This window comes from Thioclava kandeliae (assembly GCF_040297545.1).
Taxonomy (GTDB): Bacteria; Pseudomonadota; Alphaproteobacteria; order Rhodobacterales; family Rhodobacteraceae; genus Thioclava; species Thioclava kandeliae.
The window spans coordinates 1-7910 of sequence record NZ_JAYWLC010000049.1 but is presented as its reverse complement, the minus strand read 5'-3'; the positions used below and the strand labels follow the sequence as shown (position 1 = coordinate 7910).

4 protein-coding genes and 3 pseudogenes are annotated in these 7910 nt (G+C 60.3%); 3 read left to right on the top strand and 4 right to left on the bottom strand.

Annotation, left to right across the window (positions count from 1 at the left end; translation table 11 throughout):
• Positions 1-248: hypothetical protein (locus tag VSX56_RS20145; RefSeq protein ID WP_350939327.1), on the top strand; the 248-nt coding region annotated here is incomplete at its 5' end.
• A 178-nt stretch (positions 249-426) separates the two neighbouring features.
• Here VSX56_RS20145 and VSX56_RS20140 read toward each other — a convergent pair.
• The 4 genes and pseudogenes from VSX56_RS20140 to VSX56_RS20125 all read right to left on the bottom strand — a co-directional run.
• Positions 427-3030 carry a site-specific integrase gene (locus VSX56_RS20140; protein ID WP_350939326.1) on the bottom strand — a complete coding sequence of 868 codons (2604 nt, stop codon included), beginning with the start codon at positions 3028-3030 and terminating at the stop codon, positions 427-429.
• A gap of 4 nt (positions 3031-3034) precedes the next feature.
• Entirely contained in the window at positions 3035-4978 is a 1944-nt protein-coding gene (locus VSX56_RS20135) for a hypothetical protein (protein ID WP_350939325.1), read from the bottom strand.
• A gap of 190 nt (positions 4979-5168) precedes the next feature.
• Positions 5169-5588, bottom strand: coding sequence for a hypothetical protein (locus tag VSX56_RS20130; RefSeq protein WP_350939324.1), 420 nt, complete (start codon positions 5586-5588; stop codon positions 5169-5171).
• A 156-nt stretch (positions 5589-5744) separates the two neighbouring features.
• A pseudogene (locus VSX56_RS20125) lies at positions 5745-6805 on the bottom strand (IS256 family transposase); the annotation flags it as partial.
• A gap of 584 nt (positions 6806-7389) precedes the next feature.
• Between VSX56_RS20125 and VSX56_RS20120 the strand changes: the two are divergent.
• A pseudogene (locus VSX56_RS20120) lies at positions 7390-7657 on the top strand (transposase); the annotation flags it as partial.
• 94 nt (positions 7658-7751) lie between these two features.
• A pseudogene (locus VSX56_RS20115) lies at positions 7752-7910 on the top strand (IS256 family transposase); the annotation flags it as partial.

Here is a 7910-nt window from a genome sequence, read left to right as displayed (position 1 = left end):
CAGCTCGGCCCGCCAGTCAGCACGAGGCCCGCTATGAGCTACACCATCAGTTGGGACACGATCCGGGCGTGATGGTGAGGCCTGCCACTCTCGGTGCCACGCTGGATCTGTTTCAAGGTGCCCCTTTAGCAATGAGTGCACTCGCAATGGTCCGTAGCGGACGGAGCAATGCCTCTATCTCGCGCCAGATCGCTGCGATGCAGGAGACGGGGCTGTGCGGAAGACAAGTGGGCATGATCAGTTCCTAATCCAGGTGTTAGCGCTATGACGCAGTCTTACAAGAAAATTCAATGGCCTGCCCGTCCAGCTCCGTATCGCTGCTCCCCCTTGACTTCGTGACCGCCAATTTCGTGCGCTACGCCTGAGGAGGAGCACTACACGCGTAATGTGCATAGAAACCTGACGGCCCCCTACTCCTGCGATCTGTTAACCGGATGATGTGGACGACGCCTTGGCCCAGCTACTCTGCGCCACATGCCAACATCGAACGACTCTAGCTGCAAGTTTTGTTGTACGCATTCCTCCAGGACAGTCCGGGCTCAGTCGCAACCGCCCGCCGCATTGCTCCACCTGTCGAACCGACCATGTCGGAGCGAAAGGTGTGGCCCATAGCGCTGCGGCGCCCTTCCCGAGAACCACGCCCGCCTGCGGTGCCTTCAAGGTTACTTCGGCCCAGACCAAAGCCTCTGGCCCGCTGAGAACCTGCGTTGTAAGATGAATTGCCGCCCGTTGATCATTGATTGCCTTTAAACGCGGCAAAGGTGCATGCGGTACCAATGCATTAACCACCCTCAAAGGCACCATGGTCTCTGATGCAATCAGGGGCGTAGGTCGGCCCTTCGCGATCTGGTCCATCAGCTGTATCACAAGGTCCACTGTAAGCCGTTCCTCTTGTGCTGAAGACTGCGGTGCGAGTACCAGAGGCGTCGCTCTAATCTCTTCTATAGGTAGGCGTTTCAGAATAAGCGTGCGTAGCGCTTCGGGGCATAGCGTCGTAGTCTTGGGCATACTGCGGCGGTTGAGCCCCAGCATGCGCGCCACGTCCTCCGCCCGATAGCGGCGATCATCAGCCTGCAGATGCAGCCCCAGCGCCAGATCGCTGAAATGGATATAGGTCTGCAGGGTCGTCGCGGGATCACGGTGCCCGGCCAGACGCGCTAAGTTACGCATGCCCTGCAAGGGGTCACCCCGTTCGAGCCAGCTGCGAATCTGTGCCCTTTGATCTGCGCGCCATCCTGTGAGGCTCGCGGTGATCTGCTCACCGGTCTTCGAGCGCGGCGCCATTAATGTCAGTGCTAGATTGGACAGCGCTGCATGGCGCAGATCGTGCGGGCGCAGCCCCGCCTCCCCCAGCTGAGCCGCAAACTCTTTTCGGTCGAACCGCTCGATCTCGGCAAACCCGCGCATATGTGCCAGTAGTGGTGCGCCCGGTTGCCCCTGAGCCTGTCGAGACACAACAAACCGACTCCAGACGCGGTGTTCCGCTGGCGTCAGCAGAAGCGCCAGCGGAATCTTACGCCGACCGGAAGACGATTTCAGATTAGCCCAACGGGTCTGGTGGATTCGGAGCCAGCCCTCACCGCCCAACTCGACATCGCCGACACAGAGGGCCTCCATATCCGACAGGCGCAATCCGCCGCGCACCCCCAAAAGCGCGGCTGCATATGCGACCTGATCATTTGCCAAATCCGCGAGAAGTCTTTGAAGCTGGTCAGGTGAGACCCAAGTAGCACGTATACGCGGGCGCTCGCCTCCCTCGACCTCGAGCCGTAATTCGGGCCAAAGCAAGCGGGGATCAAACGCTGCAAACTGAAAAAATTGCGCGATCCTTGCCGCTCGATAGATGCGTTCGCGCGGGCGGACGACTTCGAGTGCATCTTCGATCAGCGTTTCAAGTTCCCCAGAGTTAAGCTGTCCCGGGTCCTGCAAACCGAAGAGCGGCCCCATAAGATCGGCCAGAGCTCCCCCGTAGCGCCTTATCGTCGATACGGCCCGCCGACGCGCCAGCAGGTCCAAAAGCCACAGCGCCAACGCGTGGATGACAGGCACAGGACGTGCGACGATCAGAGCATTCAGGGCGCTGCGCACGGGGCCTGGCGTTGGTTTGCTCGCTTTGGGCAGCTGCGCGATCAGCGCGGCACGCAACTGTTGAATCGAGAGTTCGACGCTTAGGTCCGTCGCCGGACTACGGACCGATGCCGATTGACGAGGCCCCAACGGAATTTTCTTCCCCTCCCCTACTAACGCCCGACGCCAGACCGGTTCGGTCAGTGACACTGCCGGGACTCCACCGGCCGCGATCTCGAACAGAACCTGCGGCACAGGCTGCACGGCCCGATCCTCGAATGCGGCAAAACCTGCCGCCGCAATCGCCTGCACTGTCACCCCCTGCATCCCGATCGCAGCCATTGCCCTTCGCAGACAAGCCCCGGGCGTGCCGATGGGAACCACTAGGCCTGTTCGCATTGCCCGCCCCATCTGCGCCAGAGTAATCACATCTGGATAGAAGCGAATAGTTTCGATGGTATCTTCCTGCGCCACCCGATCCTTGCGTCGCGGCACCTGCAATGTCATCCAAACGGCTTCCCCAAGGCGCGGGCTTCGCGCCAGGGGGCTGCGTGCCTGCAGCGCCTTCAGAAAAGCCGGCCAAAGGTCCGGACGGATCAGACCGCCGCGCAGAATCGCACAGGCAAGCGCAAGCGCGGCATCGTCTGTGCTCCGATCCGCACGCCGGACAAGGGTGGCCTCCAATGCGGCGTCAGCGGCAAACACTATCCGCGCCTGTCCGGCCCAGCCAGCCTGCCGCGCAGGTTGCATCACATGCCTGCGCAGAAGAACGGGCAGCCCGAAGGATACACCATAAGCCCGCTCTACCGATCGTAAGGATCGCAAAACGACGTTCTCCGGGACCCCGCTTTGTGCGGCTTTCTCTCGCAAATAGGCCACGAAACGAATCGCCTCCGGAACCTGCACCAAAGCATCGCGTGACCAGAGCATCAAAGCGTCTCGCAAAATCCCCCGCATCTGCATCGCGTTAGTCCATCCCGCACGGAACCGACACGAATGCGGCCGGCAAAACGATATCCAGATCCGCCCAGATGCCGTCTAGAACTTCGCGCAGGGAATCCTGCCCGCCCTGCGTCGCGGCAGACACGCGTGCCAGCGGATCGGCTGCTGCCCCGCCATGCCCCATGAATCCATCGATCAGCACACCGCTAAGACCACGCGCGGCCAGTTCACGCCGTAAAACATGGCGCGCCCAATTCGAGGGCGCTGCGGCTCCGGTGCCCGACGCCGGCGCGCCGGTACGCAGATGGAGGTCCGCCGCCCCAAGCGGGCTCGCCGCCTGCCCTATTCCCTCCCAAGACAGAAACGCCGGTGCGTGGCCTGCTTCGATTGCATCGACCATCGCCCTCAGGGCCTGATCCGACCGTAAAAGGCCAGATTGACGTAGCCGGCCAAGACTGCCCTGCCACAAGGCCTGCGCATGAAGCGCAGCCCGTGGCAGCGGGACCCAGCGTCCGTCATCGACCTGCCGCCCCCCCTTACCAGTCAGGCGCACTCTAGGTCTGTAATGGCCGATGATCTGACCCAGAGGCTCGAAGGCGTCACCATGCGGGCGCCGAGCGGTCAGAAAGGTGAGGATCTGTGCGGCAAGATTGGCCTCCGCCGAGACCAGTAGCGGCAGGTCCACGATCCTCCGGCCCGGGCGGGATTGGTCGCGCCGTGCTTCTTCGACCTGCCTGACCAACCCCCGAAACCACGCGGCAACAGACGTGAGAGTTGGTCCCCGCAATGAGCCGATATGCCGTGTCCGGTGATGCAGTGCCTCAAGCCGGAAACCGGTCTTCAACCCCATCTGACCGCTCAGGGCGTCCCGCCAGATGTTCTGCAAATGATCAACCGGAAACCGCGCATAATAAAGCGACACAGTCTGCGTGCAGCTTTGACCACATAAAAGCCCGATAGCCGCCCCGTCGGGGCGCTCCTGCGCCCAAAGCGCATCGCGCAGCGCACGGCTGATCCGCTGTGCTGTAGCCCGATGCGAAAAATCCAGACCTGCAAGCCATTCACAAGCGGCTTCTGCTGTGCCGCCCCAATCAACCGGCAGATGCAGGGCAAAACCATTCATCCGCGGGTCTTTGCCTTGCCCCTCTGCTGCTTGCGTGACGTCTGGCGCAAAGCAGATCCCTCCGATTGCATCGCGCCATGTCCGGCCCAGTACCGGTCGATCCCCCGATGTCGCCAGCGTCTCGATGCTACGCCCCGAGACCATTGCGGCAAGCGCCAAACCGGCTCCTTGATGCCCTGCCATCGCATCACGCAAAGCCTGCCCTGCGATCTGCTTGGCCTCTGCACTGGTCAACGCCGCGAATTCGGCCCCCAGCCCCAACTCGCGATCGGCCAGATCCAGCAACTCCAACTGCTCGGAGAGCTTGGAACGTGGCGTGTCAAAAGGCATCAAGCGGATGGTTCGCAGCCGGCGGGCCTCGCCCCATTCCTCCGCGGGCGCATCGTCACTCAGATCATCCTCGACCTGCAGCCCGAGAACAACATCATCCAGTGGCACCTCATGGTGCGGACCATGGGAGAATATGGTTTCACGACGGCTTCCCTGCCCGCGGTGACGCGGTTCAACCGCCGTCTCGGCATCCTCGAGCACAAGCGCTAGCTGCCCCATCTGTTGCGCAAGATGGTGTCCGCTGCTGCGATAAGCCTGTTCAAGACGCCTGAGCGCGCGCTGCAGGGCCCAAGCCGCATGGCCGTCACTGTGAAGATCGCGCAGCGGATCCATCCGGTATTTGCCAGCTGCTACGCGCCGGATCACCCGCAGCCCGTTGCTTGGCCTGCTATGGCCGTCGGTTTCGTCATACGCATCACAGAAGCGCAGCGTACCGATCATGGACCAGCCCCGCAACACATCGATAAGCGCGTGGTTTGGCACGGTCTCAAGCGGACGGGCCATCAGCATCGACACCAGAGGATCGCTCCCGATTTTCGGCTTTCGAAAAGGGGATCTATCCTGCGGCGCAGGTGTGACGGGTAACCATGCCTCCACCAGTGTCCTAGCCGTGGAAAATCCGCGAAGGTCCGGTAGGCAGGCGAGAAGGCGGATGGATTCCGTGGCAATGTGACGTCGCAGATCAGGCGCAAATCCAAGCAGAAGATCAGCCATCATATCCCCGCAGGTAGCGGGCCGCAGTCTGGCGGCAGATCCCGAACTGGCTCGCCAGAGCGACCGGCCCCAAGCCGCTCGGAAACATCGCGCCGAGTATGTCTGCAGGCAAGGCGCACTGCACCAGTTCGGCCCAGACTGGCAGGACATCACGCGCGAGCCCTTCAGCGCTGATCGCCTCGACCCACATCGCGCGTCGGATCTGCGCCTCATGCGGCGCGCCTCGTGCGACGCGAACCGTGACCGGTCCCGCCTCGACAAGCCCCGCGAATCCACCAAACCAAAAAAAATTCCCATCAGCGCTAGCAACAACCTTCACCGCCTGACATTCCGCCCGCCGCGGCAAGGAACGCCAGAGCGCGTCCGCCAGAAGCGCCTCGGGAAACGGCTGAAGTTTTGCCCTATTGACCATACGAGCTGCAGAAAAGCTCTGTGGATCGACAATACACATAAGGTTAATAATTCCGTATGATATATAAAAACTTTTATAGATGAAAAATCCTATTTTGAATTACGTCAATATATTTCAATAACTTATGATACAAAAATTATGAATTTAGTACAGAATTTCAGCACTCGAGAAAATCCCTACGACGTCGGCGCGGCGCTTCACCTCTTTGTTCGATCTTTCAATTGGGTTGGTCGAGTGCAGCTTGGTTCGGTGCTGGCGAGGGAAGGACATGGATGTCAGCACGTCATGCTCGCTGGCATCCATGAGATCGGCGAGCTTGGGCCACCGCAGGCGCAACTGTTCCGCGACCTTGTGCCAAATCTCACCGGCGTGGGTGCGGTCGGGCTGGTCGAAGGCCTGCCGAGTCGCGGCGGCGACGACGGTATGCTGACCGCGTGAGACGTGCGCAAGGGCGTTGCGCATCCAGTGAACGCGGCACCTTTGCCAAGTGGCTTCGAACATCCGCGAGATTGCCGCCCTGAGCCCCGTGTGCGCGTCGCTGATGACCAGGCGCACGCCATCGAGGCCCCCAGCTTTCAGCGACCGCAGGAACTCTGTCCAGAATGTCTCGGCCTCCGACGGCCCGATGCCCAAGCCGATGATTTTCCTGCGCCCCTCGGTATTCGCGGCGACTGCGATTATGGCCGCGACAGGCACGATACGTCCACCCTGGCGGACCTTGAGGTAGGTCGCGTCCAGCCGAACGTAAGGCCCTTCGCCGGTCAGCGGGCGGTTCGAGGTAACTCACCCACTCGTTCATCGATGTCCTTGCACAGCTTCGACACAGTGCTCTTGGAGATGCCGGAGAGACCCATCGCCTGCACCAACTCGTCGACGCGACGGGTGGAGACACCACCGATCCATGCTTTCTGGATCACGGCAACCAGCGCCTGTTCAGAGGTCTTCCGAGCCTCGAGGAAGCCCGAGAAATAGCTGCCCTGTCGTGGCTTCGGCACGCGCAGGTTCAGCGTGCCCAAACGGGTATCGAGAGCGCGCTCTCGATGCCCGTTCCGCCAAGTCGTTCGCTCGCCGCTGCGTTCATGGCGGCCAGCACCGATCAGGCCATCAACGTCGGCCTTCATGATCATCTGCAGCACCGCCTCGGCAATGCTCCGCAATAAATCGCCTTGGTGGTGCTTGGCCATCAGCTCGGATATGTCCATGTTGGTCTTAGTCATCGGGGTCTCCGGTTGAAGCGTCGAAACTCCACCTCGATCATACACCTCGATGGCCACCCGGCTTTACACCGTCAGCGGCATCGAAATTTCACCAGCACCTCGGACACTATCCAAACCTCCTGATCCTATCCGGATTACCTCAGCACAAGTGTCGTCAGGAAGGGCTATCTAACCCATCATCAAGGCCCGTGAAGACATCCAAGCCAAGAGATCATGGCGAAAATAATCCCAGCGCCCTGCCCGAGTAAGCGCAAGCGAGTTGAAGAGGCTTTCAGATGGGCAAAGCGCGAAATACCACCGAGAAACCATTTCGCAGAAATGACTTCTTCAGCGACCTGTTAGACCATAGTTAGAAGTAATCAGGTCTATCGAAGTGGAAGCGAGTTAAACATCGCAAGTGAACCAACCTATTTGTTTCGCATGCGAAACAAATTAAATCTCAAGTATCGCTGACGTAGCTGAAGCCAAGTACAGCCTAACACAGTTCTGAATCGTATCCCAGGGAGTAGTGTAGGTCAGGTCGCCATCCAGCTTCTTAGTAAGGTCGGTTCGCCAAGCTCAATCTTATCCAAGGACGACACCTGATGACCAACCCCATGATGGACCTCCGCGCGCTTGTCGACCAGAGCGGCGACGCAGATTTGTTGCGCGAGATGATTGGCTTTGCCGCCGAGCGGCTGATGGAGCTCAAGGTTGGCGGCAATACCGGCGCGGACTATGCGAGAAGAGCAGCGAGCGGGTGACACAACGCAATGAATACAGAGAACGGTCGGACCGGAACCCCATACAGGCAGCGTGGAGCTTCGCATCCCGAAGCTGCGCACCGACTCCTATTTCCCATCTTTCTTTGAGATCGTGTCCCACGGGGTGGTGTAGCTCAGGTGGCCATCGGGTTTCTTGGTAAGGTCGGGTTGCTAGACTCAATCTGATCCAAGGATGACACCCGATGACCAAACCTATGATGGACCTTCGCGCGCTTGTCGAACAGAGCGGCGATGCAGATTTACTGCGTGAGATGATTGGCTTTGCCGCCGAGCGACTAATGGAGCTCGAGGTTGGCGCCAAGACCGGCGCGGACTATGGCGAGAAGAGTGCCGAACGACTG

Excerpts from the sequence above, each read along its gene's own strand:
- VSX56_RS20130 (WP_350939324.1), bottom strand. The coding sequence starts at position 5,588 with ATGGTCAATAGGGCAAAACTTCAGCCGTTTCCCGAGGCGCTTCTGGCG.
- VSX56_RS20140 (WP_350939326.1), bottom strand. The coding sequence starts at position 3,030 with ATGCAGATGCGGGGGATTTTGCGAGACGCTTTGATGCTCTGGTCACGC.